Genomic DNA, 19,102 nt, shown 5'->3' on the forward strand with positions numbered 1-19,102 from the left:
GACATCTGGCATACAAAAAACCCGCCCCCAAACCTGGGAACGGGCTTAAATGTGGAATATATATTGAGTGCTTATTTGACTTCCTCGAAATCTACATCCGTTACTTCGTCGTCGTCACCGCCTTTTTGCTGGCCTCCGGCCTGTTGGGCACCGGCTTGTCCGTCCTGTGGGTTAGCCTGGGCATTGGCTTCAGCATTGGTTGCATTGTACATCTCCTGTGAAGCAGCCTGGAAAACCTGGTTCAATTCGGCAGTCGCGGTATCGATAGCTGCCAAATCCTGGTTTTTGTGTGCTTCTTTCAGTTTCTTCAATGCTTCTTCAATCGGAGCCTTTTTGTCAGCCGGCAATTTGTCGCCGAACTCTTTCATCTGTTTTTCCGTCTGGAAAATCAGACCATCCGCCTGGTTCAGCTTGTCGATTTTTTCACGGGCTTGTTTGTCAGCTTCAGCATTGGCTTCAGCCTCCTGCTTCATCCGTTTGATTTCGTCATCGCTCAGACCAGACGAGGCTTCGATACGAATCGATTGCTCTTTGCCGGTCGCTTTATCTTTTGCCATTACGTGCAAAATACCGTTGGCGTCGATATCGAAGGTTACTTCAATCTGTGGTACGCCGCGCGGTGCCGGTGGCAGTCCGTCGAGGTGGAAACGCCCGATGGATTTGTTTCCGGTAGCCATTGGACGTTCACCCTGCAGTACATGGATTTCAACTGACGGCTGATTGTCGGCTGCCGTGGTAAAGGTTTCCGTTTTCTTCGTCGGGATGGTAGTATTGGCCTCAATCAGTTTGGTCATCACACCACCCATGGTTTCGATACCGAGTGACAGCGGAGTTACGTCGAGCAACAGCACGTCTTTTACTTCACCGGTCAGTACACCACCCTGGATAGCTGCACCAATGGCAACAACCTCGTCGGGGTTAACCCCTTTCGAAGGATTCCTGCCAAACAGCTCTTTCACTTTTTCCTGTACGGCAGGGATACGGGTTGAACCACCTACGAGAATTACCTCATCAATGTCAGCAGCCGAAACGCCTGCATTTTTCATCGCACGACGGCAAGGCTCTACTGTTGCTGTAATCAGCGAATCAGCCAGACTTTCAAACTGTGCGCGTGACAGGGTTTTCACCAGGTGTTTCGGAATACCATTCACCGGCATAATATACGGCAGGTTGATTTCAGTTGAAGTTGAGCTCGACAACTCGATTTTTGCTTTCTCTGCAGCTTCTTTCAAACGCTGAAGAGCCATCGGGTCCTGACGTAAATCAACACCTTCTTCTTCTTTAAAGCTGTCAGCCAGCCAGTCGATAACAACCTGGTCGAAGTCATCACCACCCAGGTGAGTATCACCATCGGTTGATTTTACTTCAAATACGCCGTCGCCCAGTTCCAGTATCGAAATATCGAAGGTACCACCACCGAGGTCGAATACGGCGATTTTCATATCGCGGTCACGCTTATCAAGGCCATATGCCAACGAAGCAGCAGTAGGTTCATTGATGATACGACGAACTTTCAATCCGGCGATTTCACCAGCCTCTTTAGTTGCCTGACGCTGCGAGTCGTTGAAGTAAGCCGGAACCGTAATAACGGCTTCAGTAACTTCCTGTCCCAGGTAATCTTCAGCGGTTTTCTTCATTTTCTGAAGAACCATGGCTGAAATTTCCTGAGGAGAATACATTCGGTCGTCGATTTTTACGCGCGGGGTATTGTTATCTCCTTTAATAACTTCATAAGAAACACGCTTCACTTCTTTTTGAACCTGATCAAACGTTTCTCCCATGAAGCGTTTGATGGAGAATACGGTTTTATGAGGATTGGTGATGGCCTGACGTTTGGCCGGGTCACCAATTTTACGTTCACCATTTTCAACAAAAGCTACAATGGATGGCGTGGTCCTTTTCCCTTCGCTGTTCGGTATAACGACCGGCTCATTTCCTTCCATTACCGAGACGCAGGAGTTTGTTGTTCCTAAGTCAATTCCAATAATTTTTCCCATTACTGATAAATATTTTAATTTATACGTCTGTTTGTTTCGTTTCAATTTCGTCGTGTTGTACTCAATCGTTGTGCCAATCCATTTTCACCGGTTTTTTGTGAAATATTGACACCGGTAACTGGTTTTCCCTGGGACGAATGTCATCTTTCGTGACAAAACGACAGGGTTAACGCTTTTCTGCTTCGGACGGACATTACAATGAAGGCAGTGTCAATAAAAGACTTTTATTGTGGTGGTACAGCAATGCAATTCGTAAACATTGAAATGCAGTAGGTTAATTTGTTTGTCAAAAGATTATGGTTAAATTTCTGCCTGCAAACTAAATTTAAGTCTTATGAATGCTGAACACAATCCGAACCGGATTAACGAGCGTTTGGTGTCGTTGGATACTTTACGCGGATTTGATATGTTATGGATTACCGGCGGTGGGCTGCTGGTTATTTCTCTGGCGAAAGCCACCGACTGGGGCTGGCTGAACGCCATTGCCGGGCAGATGGAACATGTTCCCTGGGCCGGCTTCCATTTTTACGATCTCATCTTTCCTTTGTTCATGTTCATTTCTGGTGTGGCTATACCCTATGCCATTACCGGGAAACTGGAAAAAGGTACCCCGAAAAGAGAATTAGTTAACAAGGTGACCAAGCGAATGCTCACGCTGGTTATTTTCGGTTTGCTGTACAATGGCGCCTTTGAGAATGGTTTCAGTAATTTGCGCTATGCCAGTGTATTGGGACAAATTGGTCTGGCTTACTTTTTTGCGGCTTTAATCGTGATGAATACGAACCGCGTGCAAACCCGCCTGTTTTGGCTGGGTGGCATTTTACTGGTGATTGCTTTGCTGCAATTGGTGGTTCCGGTTCCGGGATTTGGTGCTGGTGAGATGACCAAAGTTGGTAGCATCAACTCATGGATTGATCAGCATTTCCTACCGGGAAAATTGTACGGTGGAACATTTGATCCCGAAGGATTATTGTGTATTGTCTCTGCCTCTGCTGTTACCTTGATGGGCTCACTGGCCGGAACGATTCTGCGTGATGGAAAAGCGGCCAACAGCCGTAAAGCCGGTCTCCTGGTTATCACCGGCGCTGCTTTAGTCGTTGTGGCACTGTTGCTTTCTACCTTTTATCCGATAATCAAAGCCATGTGGACGGTTCCGTTCGATTTTCTGACGGCCGGCGTTAGTTTTCTTTTGCTGTCGTTGTTTTATTACATCGTTGATGTGAAGAAATGGCGGGGATGGATTTTATTTTTTCAGGTTATTGGCCTGAACTCCATTACCATTTACCTGTTTGTCCGGATTTTTGGCAACGGCATACTCGATGTTTCGAAATTCGTCCTGGGTTGGTTGGCCAATCCGGCCGGCGATTTTGGCATGGTCATCCTCACCATTGGCGGCATTGCCTTCGAGTGGGCGTTTTTGTATTTCCTGTACAAGCGGAAAATATTCCTGAGGGTTTAAATTCGTTGGTTGGTAATACGAATGCGAAAAAAGGGGGCTTCTGATAAAAAAGCGTCCCCTTTTTCTTTCGACCAATAAAAATTATTCCCCCATGTAAAAAAATATTATTCGTCCGATGAGGCGTCCGGCGGAGGCGTCTGGTCGTTGTCGTTGCGGGTTTGCCGTGCCTTTACATAAAGTTTGATCCCTGTCAGGCTCACTTCAATATTAGGGTGGGCAACAAAAAATTCTACTTTTATGTCATGGAAATAGAAAGCTTACTACGTTACTTATTGCCCCAGGAAATATTTGAATACTTTGATTTGATTGATTTCAAGGAAGTAGAAGGTGGACAATTAGAGCTACATTTAAATGAAAAGTCAATTAAGCCCTTGGAGCACGCTGATAAAGAGCTGGTTTCAAATGGATTCGACGAGCCTGTCCGTATCCAAGATTTTCCGTTAAGGGACAAGACAGTCTATTTTGTCGTCAGGCGACGAAAATGGAAGGACAAGCACACAGGAAAGATCTATAGTTCCCGATGGGATTTAATAGCCAAAGGCACCAGCTACACCAAAGAGTTTGCTGCTTTTTTAAAAGGGTTACTTGGACAAATACCCGATAAGTTCGAATAGCTTAGAGAAACATTATTATATCAACGGAGATTATTTTGGGCAACAATACAAGGATCATTTGAGCGATTTTCATGAATGGGAACAGAAGTCCCATTCAAAGGATTGGATCCTTTTTCCAGGGAATATAGGGACACGATTGAGTATCGATGAAACAGCACTTACCAATGGAGAACTTTACACCGTGGTGACCAATAAGGCAGGGAAAGGGAAAAAGGGCTCTTTAGTGGCCATGATAGAAGGGACAGAGGCAGGGAAAGTTATTGAAGTTTTAGATAAGATATCAGAAGAAGAAAGAAATGCAGTTGAAGAGGTAACACTGGATATGGCCAGTTCCATGCGAAAAATAGTAAAAAGTTGTTTTCCAAAAGCCAGCCGGGTTATTGACCGCTTTCATGTCCAGAAACTGGCCTATGATGCATTGCAGGAGATACGTATCAAACACCGTTGGGATGCCATTAATGAAGAAACCAATGCAATTGAAAATGCAAAAGCTGATGGCGTAAAATATATCCCTGAAGTTTTAAGCAATGGAGACACTAAAAAACAACTTCTGGCCCGTAGCCGGTATTTATTGTTTAAATCAGGGGATAAATGGACTGACAAGCAAAAGAAAAGAGCTGCTGTATTGTTTGAGCTTTATCCCGACATTAAAGAAGCATATTCCCTGACACATTCATTAAGAATGATATTTTTGAAAAACACGGACAAGAAAGTAGCTTATACTAAAATGGCCAGGTGGTTCAACGATGTTACTGAATCCGGTTTTAAATCTTTCAATACCATATCTGCTACATTCTATGCGCATTATCCTGAAATATTAAACTTCTTTGACAACCGAAGCACTAATGCTTCTGCTGAATCATTTAATGCCAAACTTAAAGCTTTCCGTGCAACTCAAAGAGGAGTTGTCGATATTGAATTTTTCCTTTTCAGAGTGGCTAAGATTTATGCGTAATCTAAAAAATCCACCCCAATTATGAATTGATCCCTGTCAAGCATAGGGTCGAGGTCATTCCCCGGAGATTTAAGTTATCATCCGAAACGTTTTTTTAATCCCTACCGGCGGTTCCGGTTGTCAACCGGCAATGGGTTGGCTGCCATAGGCCGGAAGCCTGATATTCGAAAACTGGTTTTTGGATAACTTCTTACGATGTCCCGGGATTCGCCGGAATGGTTAGCGGTGATATTTCCCGATTTATGGAGGCAATAAGGTGACGGAGCCAAAGCTTTTTGGTAATTTTGTAGGCTACAAATCAATCTTGAGTGATCATGTCAGTACATAAAGAAGTAAAACGGGTAACAACCCATGTCCTGTCGGAGATGAAGCTGCGGGGGGAGAAGATTTCGATGCTTACTGCGTACGATTATAGTATGGCCCGCCTGGTGGATGAAGCTGGTCTGGATGTGATTTTGGTAGGCGACTCGGCCTCGAATGTGATGGCCGGAAACGAAACCACTCTGCCCATTACGCTTGATCAGATGATTTATCACGGTAAATCAGTGGTGAAAGCGGTGAACCGTGCTTTGGTGGTGGTCGATTTGCCTTTCGGTACGTACCAGGGCGACTCGAAAGGGGCGTTGATTTCTTCTATCCGTATCATGAAGGAAACGCATGCCGACGCGGTGAAAATGGAAGGCGGCAAGGAGGTGATTCAATCGGTAGAGCGCATTCTTTCGGCAGGTATCCCGGTGATGGGACATCTGGGGTTGATGCCGCAATCGATTCATAAATATGGTACCTACACCGTTCGCGCCAAGCAGGATGCCGAAGCTGAGAAACTAATTGAAGATGCCCGTTTGTTGGAAGAAGCCGGTTGTTTTGCTATTGTGCTCGAAAAAATTCCGGCTGCCCTGGGCGAACGTGTTGCCAAAGAGCTTAAGATTCCGGTTATCGGAATTGGTGCCGGCGGCGGTGTTGACGGGCAGGTTTTGGTTATCCACGACATGCTGGGCATTACACAGGAATTTTCTCCCCGCTTTTTGCGTCGCTACCACAACCTGGCCACCGAGATAAAAGGCGCTGTGGGGAATTACATCCAGGACGTAAAATCGCGGGATTTCCCGAACGACAAAGAACAATATTGATATATTTCAGCACAGGTCAGTGAGCGTTCGCTGATCTGCGTTTTTGCCTTTTCACAATACTCAGATATGGAGGTTTTATACGAGGACAACCACATTATTGCCGTGAACAAGCGCTGCGGAGATATTGTACAAGGCGACAAAACCGGTGATCCGACACTGGGTGACGATGTGAAGGCTTATCTGAAGAAGAAATACAATAAACCAGGTGATGTGTTTCTGGGCGTAACACATCGCCTCGATCGTCCAACCAGTGGGATTGTGCTGTTTGCGCGTACCTCCAAAGCGCTGGCCCGGCTGAATAAACTATTCAGCAATAAAGGAGAAATCCGGAAAACATATTGGGCGGTAGTCGACAAGCGGCCCGCCAACGACGAGGATACATTGGAGCATTGGTTAGTGCGATATCCCGAAAAAAACAAGTCGGTGGCCTATAGCAGTCGTCGTGTTAACGGCAAAGCAGCCTCGCTAAGCTATCGCTATCTGGCCTCGTCCGATCGGTACCATTTACTGGAAATAGCGCTACACACCGGGCGCCACCACCAAATCAGGGCGCAACTGGCTGCGGTGGGCCTGCACATCAAAGGTGATTTGAAATACGGTTTCCCGCGCTCGAATAAAGACGCAGGTATCCATTTGCATGCCCGGAGCATTGAATTGCCCCATCCGGTAAGCCAGGAAAAAATATCAATAACAGCGCCCCCTCCCCGTGACGCTGTTTGGGCCTGTTTTTCTAAATTGTAGCGATTAATCCAGGGCTTCTTTCCGGAATCTCAGCGGTAACAGATTATCTATTCCGTTAAGCACTTCAATTCGGTCGTGTCCGTCGAGAATAATGCGGATCGGTTTTTCAAACCGGTCCTCGAACTCAGCCATTACCTGGCGGCAACTCCCGCATGGTTTGACGGTGTTGTCAACCAAAAGTTCCTGTTTCAGTGCCGATATGGCTATCATGCTAACGGGAACATTCGGGAACTGGGCACTGGCATAAAAGAGTGCGGTTCGTTCGGCACACAATCCGGACGGATAGGCTGCATTCTCCTGGTTGTTTCCGGTGACGGTTTGGCCATTTTCCAACAAAACAGCAGCACCAACTTTAAAACCGGAATACGGAGAATAAGCGTTTTTGGAAGCTTCGCGAGCTTTTTGTAAAAGCTCCTGTTCGGTAGCCGGCAATTCTTCAATACCGGAATATTCGGTCAGTGCAATTCTGAAAACGATCTCTTTCACGAAAAAATAATTATGCTGGTAACGTGAACCGGAAGGCCCCACCTGTATTTGCAGTTAAAAGCAGGAGCTCCGTAATTGGTATACCATGTTTGGTTCAAATTTACAATTTCTGCGCGAATGCTATCATTCTCCTGCGGTGGAACCTCTTTTTTTTTATTTTTGGGATAAAATCGAAAATATGAGACCCCAGATACGCTCCCTCTTCATTGCTTTTATCATGTTATTGGCCGGCATTGCAGCCCGGGGCGACGAAGCGCACCGAATGACGCGGCAACAATATATTAATCGTTATGCGAAGGTGGCAATTGCAGAAATGAATCGGTTTCATATTCCGGCCAGTATAACGATGGCGCAGGGGTGCCTTGAATCGGGGGATGGAAATTCTTCGTTAGCGCGTGATGCAAACAATCACTTTGGCATAAAATGCAATAACGGTTGGATCGGGAAAAGAGTGAGGCACGATGATGATTCGCGGAGGGAGTGCTTTAGAAAATACAAATCGGCGTGGGAATCTTATCGCGATCATTCGCTTTTCCTCCGGAACAATGTGCGTTATGCGTCATTGTTCAAACTGAATATTACCGATTATAAAGGATGGGCGAGAGGATTGAGGAAGGCAGGATACGCTACAGATCCGCGTTATCCCGAGCGGTTGATCCGAATCATCGAACAGTACCGGCTTTATGATTTGGATAAAAACTATGATGGGAAAAATGAGGCTGTCGCAACATCCGGAAATGAGCAACCTGGTTACAGCGATCGGACACCTGGTAAGGGGAATAACCGCATCGATCATTTCTCCATTGATTTGTCAGATAGTCAGTCGGCTGTTGAGCGTAACGGCGCTAAATCGATTCGAGCCCGTAAAGGTGACACGTATGAAGAGCTGGCCGCGGAATATGGTTTGAAAGAATGGGAAATCTTCCATTACAACGATACCGGGAAAGGGCACGAACCTGCCGGGTCATCGATTGTCTATCTTGAAATGAAATCCGGTCGTGCAGCCAGAGGAAATAATTATCATATCGCACTGGCTGGTGAAACCATGTGGCAGATTTCGCAGCAATATGGCATCCGTCTGAAATCGTTGTACCGCAAAAACCGGATGAAACAAGGCGATGAACCGAAGCCAGGACAACAAATCTGGTTGAGGAAGAAAAAGCCCCGCAGGCGTTAATGGTTGCTTTTAGATAGCGTGGAAATGTTCTGCATTTTGGAAGCCGCGGAGAAAGTCTTCCACCTTCATGCGTTTTTTCCCGGCCATTTGTAATTCAGTAATGCAGATAAAACCATCCTGGCAGGCAATTTTTAATTCCGTTCGATTGGGTACGATGACCGTACCCGGAGCTCCGGCATTGTCATCTTTCTCAAAACGTGCCCGATAAATTTTAATCTGGATTTCCTTCTTTCGGCCATTTTCCCGGAAAACGGTCCATGAAGCCGGGTACGGGCTGAGCCCCCGGATGAGATTGTGAATTTGTGCTCCGGGCTTACACCAGTCGATATGGCAATCGTCTTTAAAAATTTTGGGAGCAGGTTTTACTGCTGTTCCGCGTGCAATAAGGACATCCTGGGCAATGCCTTTGGCTGTACCTTCTGCTATTGCATCAACTGTTTTTAGGACTAACCGGGCACCGGCCCCCATTAGTTTATCGTGTAAATCACCCACCGTTTCGTCGGGGCCAATGGGAACTTTTTCCTGGAAAAGAATATTGCCGGTATCAATTTCGTGTTTGAGCAGGAAGGTGGAAACTCCGCTCTCCGTTTCGCCGTTAATAACCGCCCAGTTTAAAGGAGCAGCTCCCCGATATTGTGGTAATAGCGATGCATGTAGGTTAAAGGTTCCCATGGGAGGCATGCTCCATACGATCTCGGGAAGCATCCGAAAAGCAACGACTACCTGCAAATCGGCCTTCCATGATTTAAGTTCTTCAATAAAAACCGGGCCCTTTAGTTTTCCGGGTTGCAATACCGGTAAATTTTGAGACATAGCGTACTGTTTTACCGCGGACATATGCATTTTTCGTCCCCGGCCCGAAGGCTTATCCTGAGTGGTAATAACACCAATAACATTGTAACCGTTTTCTACAAGCGCCTTTAAACTCTCAACGGCAAAATCGGGTGTGCCCATAAAAACAATACGAATGTCTTTACCTTGCATAATCTTCTGTTTGTATGTTTATTATTATTTGACTCTTTTTCAGGACAGAAAATGAGTCTATTCCCTTAAACTGCGATTTCCTTTTTGGGCTTTTGGAAAATAGGGACAATGCCTGCATCCGTTACCGCAGCAGTAACCACGTTCTCTCAGGTATTTTTCCGTCATTACCCGGTAACCTTCTTTGGTTAGATAGTAATCTTCACCGTCCTGTAAATTATCGCTGTATTCTATATCATCCCACATCATGTTGCTTCAAAAGTATGCAAAAAAGTTTCCCTGAAAGATGGGAGAAAATTTTCAGGGAAACCTTAAAAAGACAGAAAAATTAGGTCTAAACTAAACCTAAACCAACCTAAATCCTCATTAATAAAGTTACCCCGATTATTTTCCCTTGTCAAATATTATATAGAACAAACAATTGTCAAAAGGTACGTTGCGCATCCCATTCATCCCTGTTTTGTTGATTTTTAATAATATGTTTATAAAAACAGAAACGAGCGGCAGAAAGGACCCGGATGAGATAAAAAAGGAGGCTTAACCTCCTTTTACATATTGTTATTCTTTGGTATGATCACCGTAATTGAAACGCTTCAGAGAATGCCCCATGCGATCCCGTTTGGTTTTCATATAAAACTCGTTAAACTGATTCGGTTTTACTTCAATCGGAACGGTATCCACAACTTTCAATCCATAGCCTTCTAATCCGACACGTTTTACGGGATTGTTTGTTATTAGCCGCATTTTTTCAATGCCTAAGCTGCGGATGATTTGTGCGCCGACACCGTAATCACGTTCATCCGGATCGAAGCCTAAATGAACATTGGCATCAACGGTATCGAGGCCTTCTTCCTGCAGTTTGTAGGCTTTGATTTTATTCATCAGGCCAATGCCGCGGCCTTCTTGTTGGATATATACAATGGCTCCCTGGCCTTCCTTTTCGATGAGCTCCATTGACTTGTGCAACTGGTCGCCGCACTCGCAACGAAGCGAACCGAAAATATCACCTGTGGCACAAGAAGAATGTACCCGCACCATAACGGGTTCACCGGGTTTCCATTTTCCTTTTAGCAAGGCCATATGTTCCACTCCATTTGATTTCTGCCGGAAGGGAATAAGCCTGAAATCGCCAAATGCGGTGGGCAGATGCACTTCTTCACCTCGTTCGATGAGACTCTCGGTTTGAAGCCGGTAGGCAATCAGGTCGGCGATACTGATGATCTTCAGATCGAATTTTGCCGCGATTTTCATTAACTGAGGAAGACGCGCCATGGTGCCATCTTCGTTCATGATTTCGACCAACACCCCAGCTGACTGCAAGCCTGCCATTCGGGCCAGATCAACAGCTGCTTCAGTATGTCCGGAACGGCGTAATACACCACGGTTTTTCGCTTTCAGCGGAAAGATGTGCCCGGGACGCCCTAAATCTTCGGGGCGGGTATTTGGATCGGCCAGCAAACGAATGGTTGCTGCCCGGTCATGAGCTGAAATTCCGGTCGTTACACCTGGAACAACAGCATCAACCGATACCGTAAAGGGTGTTTCGTGCAGAGAAGTATTTTTCCCAACCATCATTCCCAGTTCCAATTCATTGCATCGCTCTTCTGTAATGGGAGCACAAATGAGTCCTCGTCCCTCAGTGGCCATGAAGTTGACCATTTCAGGCGTTATTTTTTCTGCGGCAGCAATAAAGTCACCTTCATTTTCACGATCTTCATCATCTACCACAATCACAAATTTTCCGTTACGGATATCGTGTATTGCTTCGTCGATGGAATTGAGTTTAATGTCTGTCATTTTTTTATTTTTTCGAAAGCCAGAAATACTTTCGAGCGCAAAATTAAGAAAATCCTTCGTGGAATGAGCCTGAGCGTTGGGCCTTTTCCCATAATACCGTCTGCTTACCCAATAAATACCTGATAAAACCGGGAAAATAGGCGAAATTCATTAGCGTGAAATAATACGGAGCGAAGAACCAGCCTGACCGAATATTATTTCTTTGCAATAGGTATCCAAAGAGTGCGAACAAGTAAAAAATAACTTGCAAAATAGTTGCGGCCTGATAAACGGAAAGTCCGGCAACCGACGGTTGTATTGACAGATACAAACCGGAAAAAAAGAGAAGTGGTAATGAAACAGGAGCCAGGGTCCAGCGAAGAACTTTATGAGAAAAGTACTGGAAAGAGAGCCTGCCATACCTGAATGGATTTAAAAGTTCCGGTAACCGGGCAATGGACTGGTAAGCTCCGGCAGCAATTCTCACTTTGCGTTTCATCTCTTCCCGGGCATTGGAGGATGCAAACTCGGTAGCCTGGGCATCTTGTGCGTAAGCAATCCGGTAACCCTTCATCGCGGTTCGCATGGACAGGATGAAATCATCCAATAAAGTATCTTTCTCGAGCTCGGAATAAAGCTCGGTTCTGAGGGCAAAAATTTCGCCGGCAGCGCCAATCGTGCTGTAAAACCGGCTGTCGAGTTTCTTTAGCCACGATTCGATTCGCCAGTACAAGCCTTCTCCGGCTGCAACCGGCGTAGAGGAGTTATCATTTGCAATTCTTTTTTCGCCGGCAACACAACCAACTTTTGGATGACGGAATTCACGGACAATGGCCCGAACCGTTCCTTTGGATAAAAGGGTATTGCAGTCGGTAAACACAACAATCGGGGCTTTGACAAATGCTATTCCCCGGTTGAGAGCATCTGCTTTTCCCTTACGTTCCGGTTCATGAAATACTTCTACTTGCGGATAGGTGGCTGCGATGTCAGGTGTGTCGTCGGTCGAGCCATCCGTTACCCAAATCAACCGTAACTTCTCATTGGGATAATCAAGCGCCAGCGAGTTTTCTATTTTTTGTCTTACGTGAGTACGCTCATTATAAGCGGTGACAAAAAGACAGACATCCGGATCCGGAGAATCGCTCTCTGAATATGAAAACTTTTCTTTTTTGTTAAATAATTGTCGAATTTCCAGGATCATCCAAAGGAAAATGCCGTATCCGCCAAATGAATAGAAAATAATGAATGCACAGAAACAGAATACAAGAACGGCGACATCAGACATGGTGCACCTCCTTTTGTTTATCCAGAAATTGGAGAAATGGGACAACTGTTTTGTCGTATCGGTAGTGTTCGGAAGCAAATCTGAACGCTTCATTCCCCAATTGTTGGATGCGACCGGAAGAGTCGAGTAATTGCATCACCGAATTGGCAAAATTCTCCGGGGTATCGGCTATGAGCAATTCATTCCCCGGTTGTACCGGAATTCCCTCGGCTCCGATGCTGGTGGTTACAATTGCTTTTCCCATTGTCAGGCCTTCCAGGATTTTCACGCGGACGCCACTTCCCGAAAGTAGCGGTACGATGAGGATGCTTCGGTTCGAAATAAATTCATGCGCATTTTCAATCTCACCCGGGAATTGAATGCCCGGATGGTTCAGGTATTTGCTGAATCCGGCAGGCGCGTTTCGCCCACCTACCCAAAATTGGCTCTTCGGATGGTTGGAATGAATTTGTGGCCAGCAATTTTCTACAAACCACTTCAATCCAATTTGGTTGGGGATCCAATCGAGAGCGCCAAGAAAGCCAATCGATAATGGGAGGGTCAGTTCACCAGCTGGTTTTTCTTCGATAGTAAAACCAGGCTGCATAACAATTGCCGGTTTTTGATTGCCCAATTCGTTGAGTTTTTCCTTGTCTCGTTCCGTTACCGTGGAAAGGATGTCATACTGATTCAGGAAACCGATTTCAGCTTTGCGCAACCGGAGGGCCATATTTTTCAGGTAGAACCGCTTGAATCCTTTTTCAACCTCAGCTGTCCGTTCCCAAATTTCATGCTCCACATTGTGGGCCCGGAGAATGATTTGGGCCCGTGAATATTTCCGGATTACCGGGATGTAAGGACAGAGATAAAGCCCCTCAAGTTGGATGAAATCGAAGGATTCTTCCTGTAAGATAGTGATTAATTGTTTTTTGAAAATTGACGAAACGAAGCGCTCAAGGATGTATGCTTTTGTCGAGAATAACCAATTAATAGCCAGTTGGGGTATTCTAATATTGGTGTTGGCATCCACTAATTTAAATTTAATTTTTGATGTAAGAGCAGGTGGCAGTTCGCTTTCGTGAATGTGGTGTTTTGGGGTATTCATGGCCAGTAGGGTAACCTGGTGTCCGTTATCCGCATAACCTTCCAGGATATTCAAAATACCGATGGCTCCACCATCTTTTCTTGGGAATGGTACTTTATTGGCCAGCGAGAGGATTTTCATGTTGTTTAGGCTCTTCCCCGTCATCCTTTTTTTTCTTTTTTTTGAACGGATTCAGTTTCCGGAAGATTTCAGCATAAGCATTTATATTGAGAATGACAGAGTCATTGGCAGCTTTATAAGTAAGAAAAATGCCGGCAGGCAGAAACAACAGCGATGAGAACCACATGCCTTCCCAAATATGTCCAACACCTTCGCGCGACATCTTTTCACCGGTCATGGAGATGATGTAATAGAAAATGAAGAGGACGATGGAGATAACGAGCGGCATTCCCAGTCCGCCTTTCCGGATAATCGCTCCCAATGGAGCTCCAATAAAGAAGAAGATGAGACATGCCAGCGAAAGCGTGAACTTCCGATGCCATTCGACCCAATATTTATTCAACCATTTGGTACGAAGATCCAGGTCATCTTTGGCCTGCTGAAGTGAACGTTTGTTGGAACGGGCATTTCGGAGTGCCTGGCTAACAATGTCCATTTTTACGTTCCTGTTCATGTGGTTCAGCATGCTGTCGACGTCAACATATTCGTCCATCTTTAACCTGGACGTGACGGAACTGTCGGTTCGCGCATACGAAACCACTTCGCGGGTAAGCGGCGGTAAATAGTTTAGCTTAACAGAGAAATCAGTCCTTCGTTTGTCCAGATCCTTTGCCATGGAATCGGCACTTGACGACAGTTGGCGCAAACTAAGGGCCTTGTAGAAATTGCCAACCGAGCTTTCGTCTTTTCGCTTGAAATCCATTCCTTTTATAGGAGTTATCAGAACTTCTTTGCTGAATTTGTCCCGCCGAAATGGATATTCGTTATTGCGGCGGCGCGAATTCGGTTCCTGGTCGGTATATGCTTCGCCTGAGAAAAGCGTCAGCACCATAAATTTCTTGTCTTCACTCATCTTCATGACACCTGAATCTGCCACGGTGACGGAGGTATTTCCTTCATTTTTTGTGTGATCGTAGATCATGATATTGTAGAGCTTGTCAGTTTTTTTTGATTTTCGGCCGACTTTAATGGAGTAACCATCTATTTCGTTTGAGAATACGCCGTCTTTGACAATCAACTCGGGTTTCTGGTAACGAATGCTGAGCAGCAACGCAGCAAATTTGCGGTTGGTGACCGGCATAATATCATTGGCAAAATAGAACGCAAAGAGGCTGACAAAAACGCTCAAAAATATCAGTGGTCTCATAATGCGGGTCAGTGAAATACCCGCTGCTTTCATCGCAAGCAACTCGTTATTCTCACCTAAATTCCCAAAAGTCATAATCGAAGCGAGGAGCATGGAAAGAGGTAAGGCCAATGGAATCAGACTGGAGATGGCATAAAGCATTAATTCGGCAATGACCTCGCCATCCAATCCTTTACCTACAAATTCGTCCAGGTACGTCCACAAAAATTGCATGAGGAGGACGAAAACCGTGATAAAAAAAGTCATGAAAAACGGTCCGATGAACCGGTTTATCATATATTTATAAAGTTGCTTCATGAACGTTATAAGTCATAATCTGAAACCTTCACAAAGCTAATGTATTTTTGGGATTTTGAACAAATGATATTAGGAGCCGAGTGCATGTTTCAGCTCAGTAATTTGGGAGTTCCAGAGATCTTTGGCATCGTCGATTTCGTCTTCTTCAACAAAATCAGTAATAACCAACGAAACATCACCCGTTAGTTCATCGCGGGCAACTTTGAATTCAAAGTAGCAATCTTCATCACAGTCTGTCCAGCGGAACCGGACCATATCATTTTGCCGGCTGCCAATCATTTCGGCTTCCTGCTCGGTACTGTCCCAAACAAATGTGTATGTTTTCCCTCGCACAGTCACATTATCGGCAAACCATTCTGATAATCCCGAAGCGGTACTTAATCGGCTAAATAAAACGGAAGGAGATGATTTGAAATTATATTCGAGCTGAAGTTTCTTCATTGTGGTTTTATTGAACGTAAGTAAAGTTATCAAGTGGGATAACATTTTACTGCAAAGTAGTAAATTATTCCAGTTTGGCAATCACCAGCGGGATCTGTTGGCTGAAAAAAACGTCAAAAATTTGAGCAAAGCAGTTGACAGGTGACGGAAACATATTATATTTGCACCCGCAATCGCGAAAAAATGGCGAGGTAGCTCAGCTGGTTAGAGCGCATGATTCATAATCATGAGGTCGCCGGTTCAAGCCCGGCTCTCGCTACTAAGGCCTGAAAGTAATTACTTGCAGGCCTTTTTCTTTACTGAAGATGGATGGCTTTAGGCCGTAAGCTTTTGGCTGGTTTCATCCCGGGGCTTAAATTTGCATAAGCGTTCGATTAATCAGCAGACCATTCAGTCCCTTTCGTTATGCTTCGAATCAGTTCATTGGCGATATTCGAACTTTCGAGCCGCATGATACTTTCTTCGGCGCTGCCATAACTTAGCAGGTTGATGCTCCCGTACCAAACAATCTTTTCATCCATAACAGCAAATTTCTGATGGATATTTGACTTAAAGACAACCACTACCCCGGAACTTTTTAACAGTTCAATTGTCGTTTGCCAGGAAGTCAAATCTTTGTCTTTGAAATCCCCTGCAGGCCGGGCTACAACAACCACTTTTACACCCTTTACCAGTGCGGCCTTAAGATTTTGCATCATCTGTAAGGTGCGCCGCCTTGTCACAAACGGGCTTACAATCGTTATTTCCCTGGAGGCATTGACAATATCACCGGAATATACCGGTAAAAAATTGCTTTTATTAAAAATGATGTCTGTATTTTCTGCCGTAATATTTTCACCTTTTGCTTTATAGCCGATAGACGCATATCCGGCAAGCCGTTTATTGTACATTTTTTCAAGCATTCGTACCCGGATATCCACGTAATCATAAATCAGCACTTCCTTTTTCCCTTCAAATAATCGGTGAAGTCTCCCCGCATATTGCTGTAAGGTTCCTTTCCACGATATAGGCATCGCCAGGAACAGGGTGTCAAGCCTTGGTTCATCAAAGCCTTCGCCAATATAGCGGCCCGTTGCAACTAAAGTCAGTGGCTTGTCCCCGGGGGTTTCTGAAATCCGGGTCCTGGTTTCCCTTGTTTCCTTTATCCCCATACCGCCCATTAGTGAGATGACATCCGGAATCCCCTGACTGAGTTCGTTGGCAAGCGACTCAACGTGAGTTGTCCTTTCTGTCAGGATCAGGCAATTTCTGCCATTTTGGTTACATTGAATGACATCATCGACGATTAACTGATTTCTCATTTCATTTTCGATGATCGCGGCGTACAGTTCATGGATTGGGATATCTTTCTCTTCCTTATCCAACGGTGTATTGAAAGAAGTGAACCGGGGTATGATGAAATGGTCGAAAGGCCTTTTCTCCGCTTGCTTTTTTGCATCGTCCCTGTACCGGATTGGACCACATTGCATAAAAATAATGGGATGGTGTCCATCCTTTCTGGCCGGAGTAGCTGTTAAGCCGTAAACATATTTAGCGTTCACATTTTTCAATATCATTTCAAAACTGAAAGCAGAAACATGATGACACTCGTCAACGATCACCATGCCATAATCTTTCACACATTCCTTAACTTCTCCCATCCTGTTCAGCGATTGCATAACCGCAATATCAATGACACCGTTCAATGCTTGTTTCCCGGCTCCCATCTGTCCGATAATGCTTTTATTTTTTTTTTTTTTTCTGGCTCCGGGACTATCAGTAACCAGAAGTGGTTCTTTGATTGTCAGAAAGGCTGAAAGTTTTTCTTTCCACTGCGATACCAGGCTGATCCTGTCAACCAGAATCAGGGTATTGACCTTTCTTTCGGCGATCAGTTTTATGGCTGCGACTGTTTTCCCGAAAGCCGTTGTTCCGCACAAAATTCCATTATCATGTTCCAGTAGTTTTTCAACAGCGAGAGGTTGATCATCCCTCAGACTACCGTTAAACACAACATCTATCGTTTTGCCGTGATTGGTTTTGTCGGTCCACAACACTTTCGTTTTCATTTCCTCAAACAGCAATTTTATATCTGTTTCACATCCTCTTGGTAAGCACAGGTATTCAGCCGTTTCATCCGAGCAAGAGATAATCCTTGGTTTATCGAAGGTTGGTAAGCGCATGGCCTGGGCTTTGTAAAATTCAGGATTTTTGAAAGCAGCCAGCCGTTTCAGGCGGTTTAATGCTTTTTGGGAAAATCCGGCTTTTGGGATGAATAACATATTGGCTTTTACAACTTCGATTTTATTGGGAAAATCATTTTTGCTGATTGCCGTTTTCTTTACCCTTTCCCAAGGTTTGGGTGCTTCTTCATCGTCTACTTTCAGTGTACCGAGTTCATCCCCCGGGCATAACTTTGAAGTCAATTCAACCAGATTCTTTTCGGAAATCCTTGTACGGGATGCCAGGAAAGCCCACTGATCTTCTATCGGGTGAAAATGTTCATCAATGAAGGTACTGTTATTATCTTTTCTTGCTGCCTTTTGCAGGGGCAGGGCGATTAAATTACCAAAACCGCCTTTCGGCATAATATCCTGATTGGGGAAGAAACGGTCATAAGATCTAAATGTGATTTCGTGCCGCTGGCCCATGGCATAGGTTAGCAAAGCACTTCCAAACTTTCTTGCTAAAGAAGCAGGAACAGGATGTTCAAAGAAAAACCAGGCATGAGCTCCATTTCCAGACCGTGACCTTTCAACTGCAATGGGAACTGCAAACCGGGAGCATACCCTCCTGAGTGTCAATATATCGTTTTGCCATCCTTCATCGTCAAAGTCAATTGCCAGAAACCAGCAGGTTTCATCTGACAGCAAAGGATAGAGTCCGGCAACCAGATTTTGCCTGCCCCGTAAATGCGCATCTATTGCCGTCTCATTCAAAGGAAGAAAATCCTGATTTTTACAAGCTGAGCATTTTATTTTTGGCTTTTGACAAATACCCGGTTTCCATTCATTGCCACAGGCAGGCGCATAGCCGGCAGTTTCTTTTACTTTGTTTTCCCATCTTTTGGCATACACATCGTCCCTTCCCCTGAACAATGATTGGAAAAGTCTAATCTTTTCGCCGGAATCAGATCGTTTATTTAGGGTTTCAGAAGTTGTTGAAGGTTTGGTTTCTATTTGCCGATCAAATAATTTTGGCTCTGGTGCGGCAAAATATTCAGAAATTTTGTTGTCGGCACCCTCTGGCTCTTCATGGCTTGCGCCGATGCCAAGCTGAGTCTTCAGCCTTTTTATTTCTTCTTTCAGGCGGTTGTTTTCAAGAAGCAATTGCTGGTATTTCTCATGCAACGTTTTAAAATCCATGGCCTAAACTTGCTCCTTTGTTGAATGGT

Annotated in this window: 16 protein-coding genes and 1 tRNA gene; 7 read left to right on the forward strand and 10 right to left on the reverse strand. The window is 45.0% G+C overall.

All coding sequences use genetic code 11. The features are described from left to right. Positions 1-71 precede the first annotated feature (71 nt). Positions 72-1,997, reverse strand: coding sequence for a molecular chaperone DnaK (gene dnaK / locus GJU82_RS15940; protein WP_153633062.1), 1,926 nt, complete (start codon positions 1,995-1,997; stop codon positions 72-74). Positions 1,998-2,331: 334 nt separating this feature from the next. Between dnaK and GJU82_RS15945 the strand changes: the two genes are divergently transcribed. The 5 genes from GJU82_RS15945 to GJU82_RS15965 all read left to right on the forward strand — a co-directional run bounded on the left by GJU82_RS15945 (position 2,332) and on the right by GJU82_RS15965 (position 6,896). Then, positions 2,332-3,456 carry an acyltransferase family protein gene (locus GJU82_RS15945; RefSeq protein ID WP_153633063.1) on the forward strand — a complete coding sequence of 375 codons (1,125 nt, stop codon included), beginning with the start codon at positions 2,332-2,334 and terminating at the stop codon, positions 3,454-3,456. Positions 3,457-3,698: 242 nt separating this feature from the next. Next, positions 3,699-4,070 (forward strand): transposase, encoded by a 372-nt coding sequence (locus tag GJU82_RS15950; protein ID WP_153631442.1) that lies wholly within the window; start codon positions 3,699-3,701, stop codon positions 4,068-4,070. 136 nt (positions 4,071-4,206) lie between these two features. Next, positions 4,207-5,025, forward strand: coding sequence for a transposase (locus tag GJU82_RS15955; protein ID WP_228488599.1), 819 nt, complete (start codon positions 4,207-4,209; stop codon positions 5,023-5,025). A gap of 314 nt (positions 5,026-5,339) precedes the next feature. Beyond that, positions 5,340-6,155 (forward strand): 3-methyl-2-oxobutanoate hydroxymethyltransferase, encoded by an 816-nt coding sequence (panB, locus tag GJU82_RS15960; RefSeq protein WP_153633064.1) that lies wholly within the window; start codon positions 5,340-5,342, stop codon positions 6,153-6,155. A gap of 66 nt (positions 6,156-6,221) precedes the next feature. Continuing rightward, on the forward strand, positions 6,222-6,896 hold the full coding sequence (locus GJU82_RS15965; RefSeq protein WP_153633065.1) for an RluA family pseudouridine synthase: 675 nt from the start codon (positions 6,222-6,224) through the stop codon (positions 6,894-6,896). Positions 6,897-6,899: 3 nt separating this feature from the next. Here GJU82_RS15965 and cdd read toward each other — a convergent pair whose 3' ends face one another. After that, positions 6,900-7,382 (reverse strand): cytidine deaminase, encoded by a 483-nt coding sequence (cdd, locus tag GJU82_RS15970; protein WP_153633066.1) that lies wholly within the window; start codon positions 7,380-7,382, stop codon positions 6,900-6,902. 178 nt (positions 7,383-7,560) lie between these two features. On the opposite strand from cdd, the gene GJU82_RS15975 reads away from it, so the two are divergent. Then, the gene (locus tag GJU82_RS15975) at positions 7,561-8,559 is read left to right on the forward strand and encodes a glucosaminidase domain-containing protein (RefSeq protein WP_228488737.1); all 999 of its coding nucleotides are present in this window, start codon (positions 7,561-7,563) and stop codon (positions 8,557-8,559) included. A 9-nt stretch (positions 8,560-8,568) separates the two neighbouring features. Here GJU82_RS15975 and fmt read toward each other — a convergent pair whose 3' ends face one another. The 7 genes from fmt to GJU82_RS16010 form a co-directional block, all read right to left on the reverse strand. Beyond that, complete coding sequence (fmt, locus tag GJU82_RS15980; protein WP_153633068.1) at positions 8,569-9,543, reverse strand: methionyl-tRNA formyltransferase; 975 nt, start codon at positions 9,541-9,543, stop codon at positions 8,569-8,571. A 57-nt stretch (positions 9,544-9,600) separates the two neighbouring features. Continuing rightward, the gene (locus GJU82_RS15985; protein ID WP_228488738.1) at positions 9,601-9,789 is read right to left on the reverse strand and encodes a DUF5522 domain-containing protein; all 189 of its coding nucleotides are present in this window, start codon (positions 9,787-9,789) and stop codon (positions 9,601-9,603) included. A gap of 309 nt (positions 9,790-10,098) precedes the next feature. Next, the gene (locus tag GJU82_RS15990) at positions 10,099-11,337 is read right to left on the reverse strand and encodes a bifunctional 3,4-dihydroxy-2-butanone-4-phosphate synthase/GTP cyclohydrolase II (RefSeq protein WP_153633069.1); all 1,239 of its coding nucleotides are present in this window, start codon (positions 11,335-11,337) and stop codon (positions 10,099-10,101) included. A 43-nt stretch (positions 11,338-11,380) separates the two neighbouring features. Then, positions 11,381-12,601, reverse strand: coding sequence for a glycosyltransferase family 2 protein (locus GJU82_RS15995; RefSeq protein ID WP_153633070.1), 1,221 nt, complete (start codon positions 12,599-12,601; stop codon positions 11,381-11,383). Next, the gene (locus GJU82_RS16000; protein WP_194831082.1) at positions 12,594-13,805 is read right to left on the reverse strand and encodes a glycosyltransferase family 4 protein; all 1,212 of its coding nucleotides are present in this window, start codon (positions 13,803-13,805) and stop codon (positions 12,594-12,596) included. The genes GJU82_RS15995 and GJU82_RS16000 overlap by 8 nt, the downstream gene beginning before the upstream one ends. Further along, positions 13,780-15,288 carry an LptF/LptG family permease gene (locus GJU82_RS16005; RefSeq protein ID WP_153633072.1) on the reverse strand — a complete coding sequence of 503 codons (1,509 nt, stop codon included), beginning with the start codon at positions 15,286-15,288 and terminating at the stop codon, positions 13,780-13,782. Before GJU82_RS16005 ends, GJU82_RS16000 begins: the two co-directional genes overlap by 26 nt. A gap of 69 nt (positions 15,289-15,357) precedes the next feature. Further along, entirely contained in the window at positions 15,358-15,729 is a 372-nt protein-coding gene (locus GJU82_RS16010) for an START-like domain-containing protein (protein WP_153633073.1), read from the reverse strand. A gap of 185 nt (positions 15,730-15,914) precedes the next feature. On the opposite strand from GJU82_RS16010, the gene GJU82_RS16015 reads away from it, so the two are divergent. Further along, positions 15,915-15,988, forward strand: a tRNA-Met gene (locus tag GJU82_RS16015). Positions 15,989-16,103: 115 nt separating this feature from the next. Here the strand turns inward: GJU82_RS16015 and GJU82_RS16020 are convergent. After that, on the reverse strand, positions 16,104-19,073 hold the full coding sequence (locus GJU82_RS16020; RefSeq protein WP_153633074.1) for a DEAD/DEAH box helicase family protein: 2,970 nt from the start codon (positions 19,071-19,073) through the stop codon (positions 16,104-16,106). Between the last annotated feature and the right edge of the window lie 29 nt (positions 19,074-19,102).

This window comes from Prolixibacter sp. SD074, from assembly GCF_009617895.1.
GTDB lineage: Bacteria > Bacteroidota > Bacteroidia > Bacteroidales > Prolixibacteraceae > Prolixibacter.